This window comes from Bacillus cereus group sp. BfR-BA-01441 (assembly GCF_022663075.1).
Classification (GTDB): Bacteria; Bacillota; Bacilli; order Bacillales; family Bacillaceae_G; genus Bacillus_A; species Bacillus_A cereus.
The window spans coordinates 1-222 of the sequence record NZ_JAKUEU010000405.1 but is presented as its reverse complement, the minus strand read 5'-3'; the positions used below and the strand labels follow the sequence as shown (position 1 = coordinate 222).

Here is a 222-nt window from a genome sequence, read left to right as displayed (position 1 = left end):
CATTCTCGTCTTACTATTATCACTTGTATATTTCATGTATACAAAAATTGTTGCGCATAATAAGAAAGAAGAAACTTTAAAAGCGGCAGCAGAAATGAAGAAACAAGAAGAACAGAAGCAAAAACAAAAAGAGCAGGAAGAACAAATGAAGCAAGCGCAAGCAGCGGAGAAACCTGCTGAAGGACCACCTCAAGAAATTAATGAAAACGCTCAATTGGACCA

At 36.9% G+C, this 222-nt stretch carries 1 pseudogene; it reads left to right on the top strand.

The features are described from left to right. A pseudogene (locus MR107_RS31005) lies at positions 1-222 on the top strand (serine hydrolase domain-containing protein); the annotation flags it as partial.